The following is an 11,992-nucleotide window of genomic DNA, read 5'->3' on the forward strand; positions in this document are numbered from 1 at the left end:
ACAGGTCCGAAATACGTACCCTCATCCCACTTCGCGGTCGAAGATCCGGTCGCCGTCGCCGAGCTCGCCGGAGTCGCCGCTGAAGCCGTTTTCAAGGACGAAGCCCACCTTCCAACCGTTCCCGAATTCCTCCGCGCCGCGCAGACCGAAGCGGGAACCCGTGTAGTCGCCGGAGTTCATCGTGAAGGAGTGCGACTTCGCATCACCGCTCACGAGACCGTCGTCCGGGATGTCGACGTCGGAATTCGTGTAGTTGAGGCCGATGCTGAAGCGACCGTAGAGCTGAATGTCCGCCGCAAGGGCGGAGCCCGCAAAAGCGGCCAGGATGGCCGCTGCCGCCAAAGTCTTCTTGAACATACGGGAGCTCCTTCATGCCGCCGCGGCCGCCGCCTTCCCATGAAGGGGCGCCCCCGCAGCGCATGGGTACTTGAGAGGACAAGGCACGGACGCGCGGTCCGTGCCCATCGTCACCGTCCATCCTCGCCGCCCCGCCCTTTTCCGTACGATTCGGGTTAGCACTCGCTCCGCCCAATCGCTGCGGTGAGCCTCTCCAAATCCGCCTCCAAACGGAAGATCCCGGGCAACGGGTCCGATCCCTCGCCTCAAACCCCGTTGTGTACCGGAAGGCACAGCATCCGAAGACCTGCCTTCTTCATCCCCCGCCGACACCAATCCCGCTAGAGAGAACTCCCTACGCCCAACCTCCCAACGGATCTGCGCGCACAGGGATCCATCCCGCGGGCCCGCTATTTTTCGCGCCTCCGCCCAACAAAAAGCGGATTCGGCCTCATAATGGAACAAAAGGCGACCGGCCCGCGCCGGTCGGAAACAGGCAACCCAAAAGCCCCATCACAGCACTCGAGGAGGACCTTCCATGCGCATTCTCGTTCCCGTCGACGGCACCGAACAGAGCCGCCACATGCTCCGGTTTTTGGCCGGCCGCGAAACGATGCTCGGCTCGCACCCGGACATCACGCTCGCGAACGTCCAGTACTCGGTCCCCGAAGCGGTGATCCGCCTCCTCGACCTCCAGAGCGTCAAGGCCGCCTGCGAAGCCGAAGGCCGTCAGGTCTTCGACAAGCTCCGCGACGAAATCTCGCAGCTCAGGGCCGACGTGAAGGAAACCGTCCTCTACGGCGACGCGGGTGAGGCGATCGCGGCGGAAGCCGACCGCATCGACGCCGACCTCATCATGATGGGGACGCGCGGCCTCAACGCCCCGATGGTCTACCTCCTCGGTTCCGTCTCGAACAGCGTCCTTTCGAAGACCCAGCGTCCGCTCCTTCTCGTTCGTCCCGAAACCCCGGTGACGGGCGGCGACGCGATGCGCGTGGGCATCGCGGTCGACGGCTCCGAGCACGGTCTCGCCGCCGTGGCGGTGACGCTCTCCAACGCCGAACTCTTCGGGAAGAACGCGAGCTTCCGGATTCTGAACGCCCAGCCCGACTACCGCGACGTCATGTCGCAGTCGGCGTACATGCTCGACACGATCGGGCCTCTTCTCACCCAGGACGAATTCCGCGAAGAAGCCGAAAAGGCCTACAAGGACGCCGTGGACCCCGCGCTTGAACTCTTCAAGACGGCGCGCCTCCCGGCGACCGGGGTCGAACTCTTCGGCGACGCCGGCGAAGCGATTTCCGAATACGCCCGCGAAAACCTCGACATCCTCGTCATGGGTTCGCACGGCCGCGGCAACTTCACGGCCGCCGTCATGGGCTCGACCGCGATGAAGATCGCCGCCACCTCGACGGTGCCCATCCTCGTCGTCCGGAAGTAACCCGACGGTCCCGCGCCCCTCGTCCGAAAGAGAGGGACGCGGACCAAGACACCAAGAACCCCCGGAAGCCTCGGCCGCCGGGGGTTTCTTCATGCGGGATCTCTGTTGATCAGGCTCACACGGCCTTCAAGCGCTCGACCTGTTCGCCCGGGTCGACCGTGACGGCCTTCATCCCACGGGCTTCGATCGCGGCGCGGCCGCGTTCGGTGCAGATGACCGACGCGCTCTTCCCCACGACCTCACCCTTCCAGAGGACCCTGCGGCCCGCGACGAAGGACGCCACCGGCGTCTGTGTCGCGAAGTCGTAGACCGTGATGTCGGCGTCGGCACCCACGGAGAAGTGGCCCTTGGTCTTGAGCCGCAGCATCCGGGCGGGATTGAGCGACGTCTTCTGCACGAACTGCGGGAGCGTGAGGACGTCCAACTTCACAAGCGACAACCCTTGCGAGAGGATGACGTTTCTCGGAATGCAGCCGCCGTCCGTCGAGATCGCGTCCACCACGAACGCCCCGTCCGGGCGCACCGCGCGGGCGAGCTCGATGCGGGGAAGCGGCGGGTTCACGTTGAAGCTCCCGCCCACGTCGGTCCCCGCGGCCTCCCAGCGCGCGAGCGCTTCGGGACCGGTCATGAGGTCGGAATACCCGCCCGCGTCGTAGACGACGAAGGCCTTCTGCGCGAGGAGCGCCGCGCGCACGCCCTCACGGTCTTCCGAAAAGCCGAAGCGGCGCAGGCAGTTCCCCGTCACCTTGGAGAGGATCTTCCCGTCGGGCCCGCAGGTGAGGCGCGTGCCGTTCTTGGGGCTCACGTACGCCTCGCAGAGGATGTTGGGATTCGCAATCAGGAGGTCTTCCGCTTCCGCGCACTCCTCCATCTCGGGCTTCACCGCGCCGCGGCAGTAGGCGTTGATGTGGGCGAGGTGCAAGGGGCGTCCCGCCGCCATCTCGACGGCTTCGCGCATGCCGTTGATGTTGGAGCCGTTTTCGGTCGTGCCCGCGTGCCACGCGACGTAGGCGCGGCGCTCGAGCGCGGTCTTGACGAGAAGCGACGAGACCTTGGGTTCGAGCGGGTAGTGGCCGCCCAAAAGCTTCACGCCCAAGGCGCCCTCGGCGAGCGAGGTTTCAATCAATTCCACCATCTCAGACTCGGACGGCGAACTCGTCTTGAAGGTGAACGGGGGCGACGCGTACTGGAGGATCGCCATGTTGATGCCGGCGCCGTACTGGGGGACGTTGTCGAGAACGTCGGCCAAGGGCCCCGCCATGTCGAGGCAGGTCGTCACGCCCGCCATCGCGAGCATCTTGGGGCCGAAGGGCGAGCCCCAGATCGAGCCGAGATGGACGTGGCTGTCGATGATGCCGGGCTGGACCACGAGCCCGGTGAAGTCGATCTCCTCGCGTCCGGAACCGGCAATCGTCGGGGCCACCTCGGCGATCTTCCCGTTTTCCATCGCCACGTCCGCGACGGCGTCGAGGCCGTTCAGCGGATCCACCACGCGCGCGCCGCGCAGGATCAGGTCGTACATGTCGTTTCTCCTTCTTGGGTCTGGTCGGGGCGCGCCGGGTTGGTCGGCCGACGCGCCTTCAAGCGATGCCGAGAAGGATAGACCTCTTCGGGGAAACCGGAGAAGCGCACGAACCCCAAGACCGGGCCACCGGACGGGCGGTCGGGGGCCGTTGCCCTGCCCTTCTGCGTGCTCCGTCGGCTCAGCGCCCGGAGCCTTCGAAGAGCTTGTAGATGTTGTCGCGCTTGATCGTGAGCTGCGAGAGGATGAAGTGCTCGACGAAGTCGTTCGCCGGGGCGCTCACGATCTCCATCGGGGTCGCGTACTGGGCGATGCGGCCTTCGTTGATGATCAAGACCTTGTCGGAGAGCGTGAGCGCTTCCTCCGGGTCGTGCGTGACGATGAGGGTCGTCAATTGAAACTGCCGCGCGATCGTCTTGATGCGGGCCTTGATCGACTCCTTGATGAGGCCGTCCAAGGCGGACAAGGGTTCGTCGAGCAGGAGGAGCCGGGGCTTCATCACGAGCGTGCGCGCCAACGCGACGCGCTGCTTTTGCCCGCCCGAGAGTTCGTCGATCTTCTTCTGGAGGTGCTCTTCCAAGCCGAGGAGCTTCACGAGGTCCTTGACTTCGGCGTCGGTCGTGCGGTTTTTGACGTTCCGCAGTCCGTAGACGATGTTCTCGTAGGCGTTGAGGTTGGGAAAGAGCGCGTAGTCTTGAAAGACGATGTTGAAGCCGCGCCTTTCCATCGGGACGCGGGTGAGATCCTCCCCGTCATAGACGAGCCGCCCGCCCGTCGGGCGCACGAGCCCGAGGACGATGTTCAAGAGCGTTGTCTTCCCGCAGCCCGAGGGCCCCAGAATCGAGACGATCTCCCCCTTCTCGGCCGAAAAGGAGATGCCGCGAAGGACTTCGCGTCCTTCGAAGGATTGGGTGATGTTCTCGAGCTTGAGCATGGGGTCTTGGCGGTCCGGTGCGTGGGAGGCGCCCTCTTCGGAAGGCGCCTTCGTGAGTGTCTGCGGTTTCTCTTCGGTTTCTCTTCGTTGCGCGGCATTCTACCGCGAGGGGGCCTGGCGGGCCAAAACCGTCGGTCCGGGCGGCATCGTGAGACCCCGAGACAAGAACGGCCGCCGGAGGATTTCTTCGCGGCGGCCGGTTGGTGAGGCATGACGGTTGATGCGCTTCTTGGTTCTTCTTCGTACTGGTTGGTGCGTTGGGCGGTTTGGTCAGACTGAAGATCGGTCGGCCGACTCACAGCGGCTTCACCGAATTCGTGGAGAGCTTCGTCGAGAGCTTGATGTGCCCGCGGCGGTGCCCCCGGTGCGGCGGCTCTTCCGGGGCCGCTCCCTTCGGAGTCTTGGAGGCCATGAGTTCGGCTTCCCAGACATGGTGCTCGCGGCCTTTGATGACGGCGGTGCGCTCCAGCTCCTCTACGGTGAATTCGGCGCCGGGGCCGGAGATCGCGAGCGAGCAGTTGAAGCTCTCCAACACCGCGAAGATCATCCCGACCCGGATCGTCTCCTTGCCGTTTTCAAGGTCGTTGTACCAGCGGCGGCCCACGCCGAGGAGCTCGGCGGCTTCGATCTGCGAAAAGCCCATGCGTAGACGGAGCACGCGGATGAGCGCGCCCAGGGCGGCGGGGTCGCTCACCTTGACGAACTTGGTGCGCTCGACGGCCGCACGCTTCTTGCGATCCTTTTTGGGCATCTGGTTGGGCATGTCCTTCTCCGCAGTAGCCGGACCCCTTTGGGGCCGGACGGCATGACGGGATCTTCGCTTGAATTATGGAGTGCTCCATTCTACACAAGCAAGGGGGAGCCTGAAGAAATATTTCCGTTGGCGTTTCTCCACATAGTTCCCTATCAATCGGGAATAGCTGAATTTCCGTCTACGCAGTGACCAAAGTTCCCAAAGGGGAAGGATGATTGTTCGTGACATCAGTTTTTGATCTCGCAAAAACAGCGGTTTTCAGCCGCACTTCACCGGCTTAAGCCCAAAGGCGTAAGGGTCTGCGTCAATACGTACCGAGAAAGCGCCCGAATCGGGGTTTGCCCGATAGGGATTTCCTTTACCGAACGGCGTACCCAGGCCCGCAGCCGCCTCCCGCACAAGGGGATTTGACCCGCGTCAAAGCCGCGGAGCATCTTTTCCCCGTCGGACGGATAGAGCGGCGCTATCGCCGCCGCTCTAGGCATCATGGCTTAAAGCACCCGATCGGGAAGGAAATCGGAACCGGACCCAAGCGGACCCGAGCGGACCCGACCCAACCGCAAAGGCGCCCGGAAGGCCCGGCGGGGATGTCCGCCCGTGCGTCAGAGGGTCAAGGTCATGTCGTACCAGACGGCGCCGCCGTGCACCGACCCGGAGACGCCCATGTTGACGAAGCCGAACTTCGCATACCAGTGGATGAGGTGCTCCTTGCAGGTGAGGATCACCTTTTCGCGGCCTTCGCGGCGGGCCTTTTCGATGAAGGCCTCCATCAGCATCGCGCCGCACCCCTGACGGCGCACCGACGGATCGACCGCGATACCGAAGATCGCCTGGATCTTCGCCTCGGGGTCGTGACAGGTGGCGTGCTCGTACATCTCGTCGACGATCGTCTCGTGGTTGGTGACGGGGCCGTCGATCAGGCCCACGACCTTCCCGTCCTTTTCCAAAATCAGGAAGCAGTCGCCGTAGGCGGCGAGGCGCTCGCGGAAGCGCTCGCGCGTCGCCTTTTCTTCGGGCGGAAAGCTGCGGGCCTCAAGGTCGGTGAGAACGTCGAGATCGTCGGGACGGGCTTGGCGGAGCGTGAACATTTTCATTCCGTGTTTTTGGGGTTCGAAGGCACGACGGACGCCTTCGCCCGCCGTGCCGTGTAGCATAGCGCAGTGAACAATTTGGGAACCATACGCCCGGCCGGACGACGGGACGCTGACGGGTCACCCAACGCGTCCCAACCGCCCGGCACGGTTCTTCCGCAGACGTTTTTTCCCCGCCGTCCGCACATCCTCTTTGCCGCCCTTCCATGACGACCTCGAAGCCCCTACGGATCCTCGTCTTTCTGATTGCCGCCGGTCTCGCCGCCGCGCTCCTCTGGAACCTGCGCACGCCCTCGGGTCCCGCCGCCCCCGGCACGCGCGCCTGGGGGCACGTCGACACGCGGGAGATTTCGCTTGCGTTCGAAGCCTCCGGCCGCATCGCGGAAATGATCCCTGAAGAAGGCGTCCGCGTCGAAGCCGGCGCGGTGATGGGGAAGCTCGACACCGAACTCCTCGGGATTCAACTGAAGCTCGCCGAAGCGAACGCCCGGGCGGCCGAAGCTGATCTCGCCTTGGCGCGCGAAGGCTACCGGAAGGAAGACATCACCGAGGCCGAGCGCAAAACGGAAGCCCTGACGACCCAGGCGCAGCTCGCCGCCCGCACGGCCGCGCGTCTGGAGAACCTCGCGAAGGCCGACGCCGCCTCGGAGCAGGCCCTGGACGACGCCCGCTTTGCGGCCAAAGCCGCGAAGGAAGAGCTCGCGGCCGCCAAGGCGCAGCTCTCGCGCCTTCACGCGGGCCTTCGCCCCCAGGAGGTCGCGAAGGCCGAAGCCGCGGCGGCCGCCGCCCGGGAGGAAGTCCGCTCGATCACGTACCGGATGGAGAAGGCCTCGGTGCTGCGCGCCCCGATCGCGGGCGTCGTGCGGAGCCGCTTGGCCGAACCCGGCGACATGGCTTCGGCCGCCCGCACGGTCTTCAAGCTTTCCGTCACCGACCCGAAGTGGGTGCGCGCCTACGTCACCGAAGCGCAGCTGGGGCTGGTGAAGGAAGGTTCGCGCGCGCGCGTCATGACCGACACGACGGAACCGCTGGAGGCGACCGTCGCCTTCATTTCGTCCACCGCCGAATTCACGCCCAAGACCGTGCAGACGGAGGAGCTCCGCACCGCTCTCGTCTATGAGGTGAAGCTCACGCTCGCGGATCCCGAGAACCGCCTGCGCTTGGGGCAGCCCGTCACGGTGGAGTTCGCGCCTTGAGCGGCACCCGCACCGGGCCCGCCTTCCTCGAGGTCGACGGCCTCACCAAGATCTGGCCCGACCCGAAGGGGGAACCCTTCCGGGCGGTGGACGGCGCACGCTTCACCGTTCCGGAACCCGGCGAGCTCATCGCGCTCATCGGACCGGACGGCGCAGGGAAGACCACTTTGCTTCGTCTTTTGGCCGGCCTCCTTCGCCCCGACGCCGGGTGGGCGCGGTTGACGGGCCTTCGGCCCGACCCCGAAAACGCCGCCTTCACGACGCTGATCGGCTTCATGCCGCAGAAGTTCGGGCTCTACGAGCGGCTCTCGGTCGAGGAGAACTTCGAACTCTTCGCGCAGCTGCGGGGCGTCGGCAAGACGGCCGCCAAGAAGCGCTTTGAGGAACTCATGACGCTCACCGGGTTGGCCGGCTTCGAGGATCGCCTCGCCGGACACCTTTCGGGCGGCATGAAGCAAAAGCTGGGGCTCGCCTGCGCGTTGGCCGCGGAGCCGCGGCTTCTGATTCTCGACGAGCCCACCGTCGGGGTGGACCCACTCTCTCGGCGCGAACTCTTCCGGATCATCCGCCGCATGAAGGATGCGGGCGTCACCACCATCCTCTCGACCGCGTACCTCGACGAAGCCGCGAAGGCCGACCGCGTCCTCGTGCTGGAGCACGGGCGGCTGATCGCGGACGTGGTGCCTTCTGCCTGGACCGCCGGGGTCGCGGGGCGGACCTTCCGGCTCTCGGCGGCGCAAACCGTTGATGCCGCCGCGGCCTCCGTACCGGGCGTTCCTCCGGCACCTTCCGTGCCGTCGGTGCCCTTGGTGAGGGCCGTCGACCCGGCGAGCCTCTGGCTCGACGCCTGCCCCCGCGGGGACGGGCTCGACCTCCTGGCGGCGGAAGACGGTCTTACGGCGACAAGCAACCTCCCGGACCTCAACCTCCATGGGCGGCTGAGCCCCCGCGCGCCCACGCTGGAGGACGCCTACGCGGCGGCGACGCTCGCGCACGCGCCGGGCACTCACATCAACCTTCACGAGACGGCACCCGCCTTCCCCGTCAGAGCCTTGGGCCTCGCGGCTCCCACGTCGGCGGCATCCGCCGACGACGTGGTCGTCGCCCGCGGGATCTCCCGCCTCTTCGGCGACTTCGTCGCGGTCGAGGACACGACCTTCACGGTGAAGCGCGGCGAAATCTTCGGTCTTCTCGGCCCCAACGGCGCGGGGAAGACCACGACCTTCCGGATGCTCTGCGGGCTTCTTGCACCGACCAAAGGAAGCGTCACCGTGGCGGGGGCGGATCTGCGGACGTCCAAAGCCTCGGCCCGTGCGCGCGTCGGATACGTCGCGCAGAAGTTCTCGCTCTACGAGCGTCTGACGGTGCGGGAGACCCTCCGCTACTTCGGTGAATCCTACGGCCTCTCGGGCGCGGTGCTCCGCGCCCGGATCGGGGAGCTTCTGGACGGTCCCCTCGGGCCCTACGCCGACTGGCGCACGGACGTGCTCCCCTTGGGCGCGAAGCGTGAGCTCGCGATGGCGGCGGCGCTCGTGCACCGCCCCGCCGTGCTCTTTGCGGACGAGGCGACCTCGGGCGCGGACCTCGCGTCGCGGCGCGCCTTCTGGCGGCGGATCCGCGCGTTGGCGGACGCCGGCACGACCACGGTCGTGACGACGCACTTCATGGAGGAGGCCGAATACTGCGACCGCTTCCTCATTCAGGACGCGGGGCGCGTCCTCGTGATCGGCACCCCGGTGGAAGTGCGGCGCTCGGTCGCGGCCGACACGGTCGAAGAAGCCTTCATCCGCATCATCGAGAGGAACCGGGCATGCTGAGAGCGCTCATCAAGAAGGAGTGGCTCGAAATCCTGCGCGAGCCCTCGGTCCTCTGGGTCGCGGTGGTGCTCCCCGCGGCGCTCCTCATTCTCTTCGGCTTCGGACTCTCGATGGACTTGAAGGCCGTCCCGACGGCGGTGGTCCTCGGCGAACGCACGGCGGAAACGACGGCGCTCGCGCACCGCTTTCAGGCGAGTCCCTGGTTCAGGACGACGCCCGTCCCCACCCGCGCCGAAGCCGAACGCATGATGGACGAGCGCGCGGTCGACCTGATCGTGGAGATGCCCTCCGGCTTCACCGAGTCCGCGGTGACGGGCGTCGCCGACTTGGGCGTCACCATCCACGGCGTCGACGCCTCCGCCGCGATGATCATCCGCACGTACGTGGCGGCGACGATCGCGCAGCATCAGGCCGCCCGGACCGAGCGCGGCGAGACGTTGACGACGGGGCTCCGAAGCACGGCGGACGCGGCCGCCTCCGGCCCCATCACGGTGACGCCGCGCGCCTGGTTCAACGAAGCCAACACCTCCGCCTGGTACCTCGTGCCGGGGCTCACCGTCGTGATCATGACCTTGGTGTCGAGCTTCTTGGCGAGCGTCGTCGTGGCGCGCGAGTGGGAGCGCGGCACGATGGAGTCGTTGGCGTCGACCCCCGTCTCGCCCGTGCTCCTCATCACCGCGAAGTTCCTCGCGGCCCTGGGGTTGGCGGCGCTGGGGGTCGCGGTGTCGCTCATCCTCACGCTCTTCGTCTTCGACGTGCCCGTGCGCGGGAGCTTCACGATGCTCCTTCTCACGCACGCCGCCTACAACGGCTGGGCGCTCTCCTTCGGGCTCTTCCTCTCGGCGCTCTGCCGCCGGCAGTTCGTCGCGGTCCAGATGGCGGTGATCCTTTCCTACCTTCCGGCCCTCATTCTCTCGGGGTTCCTCTTCGACCTTCGGAGCGTTCCCTGGTGGATCGAGGCCGTGGGCCGCATCATGCCGCCCACGTACGCGGTGGAGTCGGTGAAGATCCTGCATCTCTCGGGCGGGTCGGAAGCCGTGATCCTCTCGAACCTCGGGCTTCTCGTCCTCTTGACCGTCGTCTTCCTCGCGGGGGCGGTGCTCTTGACGCCGAAACGCCTTGAGAACATGGAGACCGCCTCGGACCTCATCCGCGTCGTGACGGCGGGGGACCAACCCGACCGGAAGAGCAGCCGGAGGACTAAGCGATGACGATCCTTCAAACGCTTTGGACCGCCGTCCGTCTTTCGCTTCTTCGCATTCGCGCGGTGCTGATGAAGGAGCTCGTGACGCTTTTGAAGGACCCCGGCGTGCGCCGCATCCTCATCGTCCCGGTCGTGGCGCAGTCGGTCCTCTTCGGCTACGGCGCGACCTTCAACCTGGAGCGCGTCCCCACCGTCATCCTCGACCTCTCGCACTCCGCCGCGTCGACCCGCGTCGTGCGCGCCGTCACGGAAAACGGCGTCTTCACGCCGGCGCCGCTCCCGCCGGGGCTCCACCCCGAGCGCTCGATCGAGGACTGGACGCGGGCGGTGGACGATGGCTACGCGCTCGTAGGGATCCTCATCCCGGAAGAATTCGACGAACACGAAGCGGACGGCACCGGGGGCGAGATCTTCGTCGCGGTCGACGCCCGCAACACCACGACCGCGAACGTCGCGACGGGGTACGTGAATGCGGTGGTCGCGAACCTCAACGCCCAAGACGGCCGCTCGGGCACCATCGCCATGCGCGAGCGCTACCGCTACAACGAGAACAACATCACGCGCTTCAACATCATGCCGGGGCTCATCGTCGCGCTCTCGATGCTGCAGGTGATGCTCTTGGCCGGCCTCGCGATCTCGCGCGAGCGCGAGGAAGGATCCTTCGACATGATGCTGATGACGCCGGCGCACCCGTGGGAGATCTTCGTGGGGAAGGCGCTCCCGCCCATCGCCATCGCGCTCTTTCAGAGCTTTTTGATCTTCGCCGTCTGCCGGTGGTGGTTCGGGATCCCGTTCGCGGGGGACTACCTCGTGATGGGCGGCGTCCTGGCGCTCTTTTCGCTTTCCATCGTCGGGATCGCGCTCGCGCTCTCCGCGATGAGCTCCACGATTCAGACGTCGGTGATTCTCGCCTTCTTCATGGTGCTCCCGGCGCTCGTGCTCTCCGGCCTCATGACCCCGATCGGCGCGATGCCCGAGTGGATGCAGACCGTGACGCTCTTCAACCCGGCCCGCTACGGGATGACCGCCGTGCGCATGGTCTACTTCGAAGGGACCGGCTGGCGGGGCGTGTGGCCGCAGATGTGGCCCTTGATCGTCACCAGCTTCATCACGATCCCCGCGGCGATGTGGCTCTTCCGGAATAAGACGACATGAGCAGTTGATTACGCCGCAGAACCGACCCAAAAGCGCACCCCAAACCGCATCTCACCGGCGCGTTTTTCTGACCGGAAGTTTCCGATCGTTACCGCGGGGCGCTTGGGCGCGCGGCGAAATCCCGCATGTCTGTAGAATGTTTCCGGGCCGGTTCGGCCGACCGCGTACCGACGGCACTGCCGACCACCGCCCGCCAACTCCATCCCTACCAGGAAAGACCATGCAGAAATCCAAGACCGCCATCGTCGCCGCCGTCATCCTCGGCACGGCGCTCCTCGCCGGCTGCGGCCCGGACCTGAAGCCCAGCGACAAGACCTGTACCGCGGCCTACATCAACGAGATCGCCCAGAAGGAAGGCGTCGAAAAGGCGAAGTCGCTCTCCGCCGCCTGCCTTGAGCAGGGCTACGACAAGGCGATGAACGACCTCCAGAAGGCGGGCGACGCCATCAAGGAAAAGCTCTTCGGCGAGAAGAAGTGATCGACTGATCCGGCTTCGGCCGGTCCGACGCTTCGGGACGATGGGGACGACGCTCAAGCGCCGT

General features: G+C 66.2%; 11 protein-coding genes. 6 read left to right on the forward strand and 5 right to left on the reverse strand.

Annotated features, from left to right (window positions below; all coding sequences use genetic code 11):
* Nucleotides 1–21: 21 nt before the first annotated feature.
* A complete protein-coding gene (locus HMPREF9440_RS00635; protein ID WP_008540487.1) occupies nucleotides 22–357 on the reverse strand; it encodes a porin in 336 nt (111 codons plus the stop codon).
* Between the two features lie 517 nt (nucleotides 358–874).
* Here HMPREF9440_RS00635 and HMPREF9440_RS00640 point away from each other — a divergent pair.
* On the forward strand, nucleotides 875–1,777 hold the full coding sequence (locus tag HMPREF9440_RS00640; protein ID WP_008540488.1) for a universal stress protein: 903 nt from the start codon (nucleotides 875–877) through the stop codon (nucleotides 1,775–1,777).
* A 115-nt stretch (nucleotides 1,778–1,892) separates the two neighbouring features.
* On the opposite strand, the gene HMPREF9440_RS00645 is transcribed toward HMPREF9440_RS00640, so the two are convergent.
* The 4 genes from HMPREF9440_RS00645 to HMPREF9440_RS00660 form a co-directional block, all read right to left on the reverse strand.
* A complete protein-coding gene (locus tag HMPREF9440_RS00645) occupies nucleotides 1,893–3,299 on the reverse strand; it encodes an amidohydrolase family protein (protein ID WP_008540489.1) in 1,407 nt (468 codons plus the stop codon).
* 181 nt (nucleotides 3,300–3,480) lie between these two features.
* Nucleotides 3,481–4,233, reverse strand: a complete 753-nt coding sequence (locus HMPREF9440_RS00650; RefSeq protein ID WP_008540490.1) for an ABC transporter ATP-binding protein — start codon at nucleotides 4,231–4,233, stop codon at nucleotides 3,481–3,483.
* Nucleotides 4,234–4,528: 295 nt separating this feature from the next.
* Nucleotides 4,529–4,996 (reverse strand): helix-turn-helix domain-containing protein, encoded by a 468-nt coding sequence (locus HMPREF9440_RS10320; protein WP_008540492.1) that lies wholly within the window; start codon nucleotides 4,994–4,996, stop codon nucleotides 4,529–4,531.
* Between the two features lie 593 nt (nucleotides 4,997–5,589).
* Nucleotides 5,590–6,075: a GNAT family N-acetyltransferase gene (locus tag HMPREF9440_RS00660; RefSeq protein WP_040763139.1), complete on the reverse strand. Its 486-nt coding sequence runs from the start codon at nucleotides 6,073–6,075 to the stop codon at nucleotides 5,590–5,592.
* Between the two features lie 209 nt (nucleotides 6,076–6,284).
* Between HMPREF9440_RS00660 and HMPREF9440_RS00665 the strand changes: the two genes are divergently transcribed.
* The 5 genes from HMPREF9440_RS00665 to HMPREF9440_RS00685 all read left to right on the forward strand — a co-directional run bounded on the left by HMPREF9440_RS00665 (nucleotide 6,285) and on the right by HMPREF9440_RS00685 (nucleotide 11,928).
* Complete coding sequence (locus HMPREF9440_RS00665; protein ID WP_008540495.1) at nucleotides 6,285–7,274, forward strand: HlyD family secretion protein; 990 nt, start codon at nucleotides 6,285–6,287, stop codon at nucleotides 7,272–7,274.
* The gene (locus HMPREF9440_RS00670) at nucleotides 7,271–9,091 is read left to right on the forward strand and encodes an ATP-binding cassette domain-containing protein (RefSeq protein WP_008540496.1); all 1,821 of its coding nucleotides are present in this window, start codon (nucleotides 7,271–7,273) and stop codon (nucleotides 9,089–9,091) included. The genes HMPREF9440_RS00665 and HMPREF9440_RS00670 overlap by 4 nt, the downstream gene beginning before the upstream one ends.
* Nucleotides 9,085–10,302 carry an ABC transporter permease gene (locus tag HMPREF9440_RS00675; RefSeq protein WP_008540497.1) on the forward strand — a complete coding sequence of 406 codons (1,218 nt, stop codon included), beginning with the start codon at nucleotides 9,085–9,087 and terminating at the stop codon, nucleotides 10,300–10,302. The genes HMPREF9440_RS00670 and HMPREF9440_RS00675 overlap by 7 nt, the downstream gene beginning before the upstream one ends.
* Nucleotides 10,299–11,450: an ABC transporter permease gene (locus HMPREF9440_RS00680; protein WP_008540498.1), complete on the forward strand. Its 1,152-nt coding sequence runs from the start codon at nucleotides 10,299–10,301 to the stop codon at nucleotides 11,448–11,450. Before HMPREF9440_RS00675 ends, HMPREF9440_RS00680 begins: the two co-directional genes overlap by 4 nt.
* A gap of 220 nt (nucleotides 11,451–11,670) precedes the next feature.
* Nucleotides 11,671–11,928 (forward strand): hypothetical protein, encoded by a 258-nt coding sequence (locus HMPREF9440_RS00685; RefSeq protein ID WP_008540499.1) that lies wholly within the window; start codon nucleotides 11,671–11,673, stop codon nucleotides 11,926–11,928.
* Nucleotides 11,929–11,992 lie beyond the last annotated feature (64 nt).

Source organism: Sutterella parvirubra YIT 11816 (genome assembly GCF_000250875.1).
GTDB classification, from domain to species: Bacteria; Pseudomonadota; Gammaproteobacteria; order Burkholderiales; family Burkholderiaceae_F; genus Sutterella; species Sutterella parvirubra.

Excerpts from the sequence above, each read along its gene's own strand:
- HMPREF9440_RS10320 (WP_008540492.1), bottom strand. The coding sequence starts at position 4,996 with ATGCCCAACCAGATGCCCAAAAAGGATCGCAAGAAGCGTGCGGCCGTC.
- HMPREF9440_RS00650 (WP_008540490.1), bottom strand. The coding sequence starts at position 4,233 with ATGCTCAAGCTCGAGAACATCACCCAATCCTTCGAAGGACGCGAAGTC.
- HMPREF9440_RS00680 (WP_008540498.1), top strand. The coding sequence starts at position 10,299 with ATGACGATCCTTCAAACGCTTTGGACCGCCGTCCGTCTTTCGCTTCTT.
- HMPREF9440_RS00665 (WP_008540495.1), top strand. The coding sequence starts at position 6,285 with ATGACGACCTCGAAGCCCCTACGGATCCTCGTCTTTCTGATTGCCGCC.
- HMPREF9440_RS00645 (WP_008540489.1), bottom strand. The coding sequence starts at position 3,299 with ATGTACGACCTGATCCTGCGCGGCGCGCGCGTGGTGGATCCGCTGAAC.
- HMPREF9440_RS00640 (WP_008540488.1), top strand. The coding sequence starts at position 875 with ATGCGCATTCTCGTTCCCGTCGACGGCACCGAACAGAGCCGCCACATG.
- HMPREF9440_RS00635 (WP_008540487.1), bottom strand. The coding sequence starts at position 357 with ATGTTCAAGAAGACTTTGGCGGCAGCGGCCATCCTGGCCGCTTTTGCG.
- HMPREF9440_RS00675 (WP_008540497.1), top strand. The coding sequence starts at position 9,085 with ATGCTGAGAGCGCTCATCAAGAAGGAGTGGCTCGAAATCCTGCGCGAG.
- HMPREF9440_RS00660 (WP_040763139.1), bottom strand. The coding sequence starts at position 6,075 with ATGTTCACGCTCCGCCAAGCCCGTCCCGACGATCTCGACGTTCTCACC.
- HMPREF9440_RS00685 (WP_008540499.1), top strand. The coding sequence starts at position 11,671 with ATGCAGAAATCCAAGACCGCCATCGTCGCCGCCGTCATCCTCGGCACG.